Annotated in this window: 1 protein-coding gene; it reads left to right on the forward strand. The window is 63.4% G+C overall.

What is annotated here, in order from left to right:
• Window positions 1-13: 13 nt before the first annotated feature.
• Window positions 14-238, forward strand: a 225-nt coding sequence (locus tag JO375_RS24435) for an AMP-binding protein (protein ID WP_407672842.1), incomplete at its 3' end; no start/stop codon positions are given.

The following is a 238-nucleotide window of genomic DNA, read 5'->3' on the forward strand; positions in this document are numbered from 1 at the left end:
CGAAGACGCGCGTCTGACATACCGCGAACTGAACGAGCGGGCAAACCGGCTGGCGCGGACACTCCGCGACAAGGGTGTCGTTCGGGATCAGCCTGTGGCGATTGCCGCCCATCGGTCGATCGAGCTGGTCGTTGGCGTTTTGGCGATCCTCAAGGCCGGCGGAGCCTACGTGCCGATTGACCCGGATTATCCGGCGGAGCGCATCGGATATATGCTGGAGGATTCGGGAGCGAAGCTC

Origin of the sequence: Paenibacillus farraposensis, from assembly GCF_020736845.1 — a bacterium.
Taxonomy (GTDB): domain Bacteria; phylum Bacillota; class Bacilli; order Paenibacillales; family Paenibacillaceae; genus Paenibacillus; species Paenibacillus farraposensis.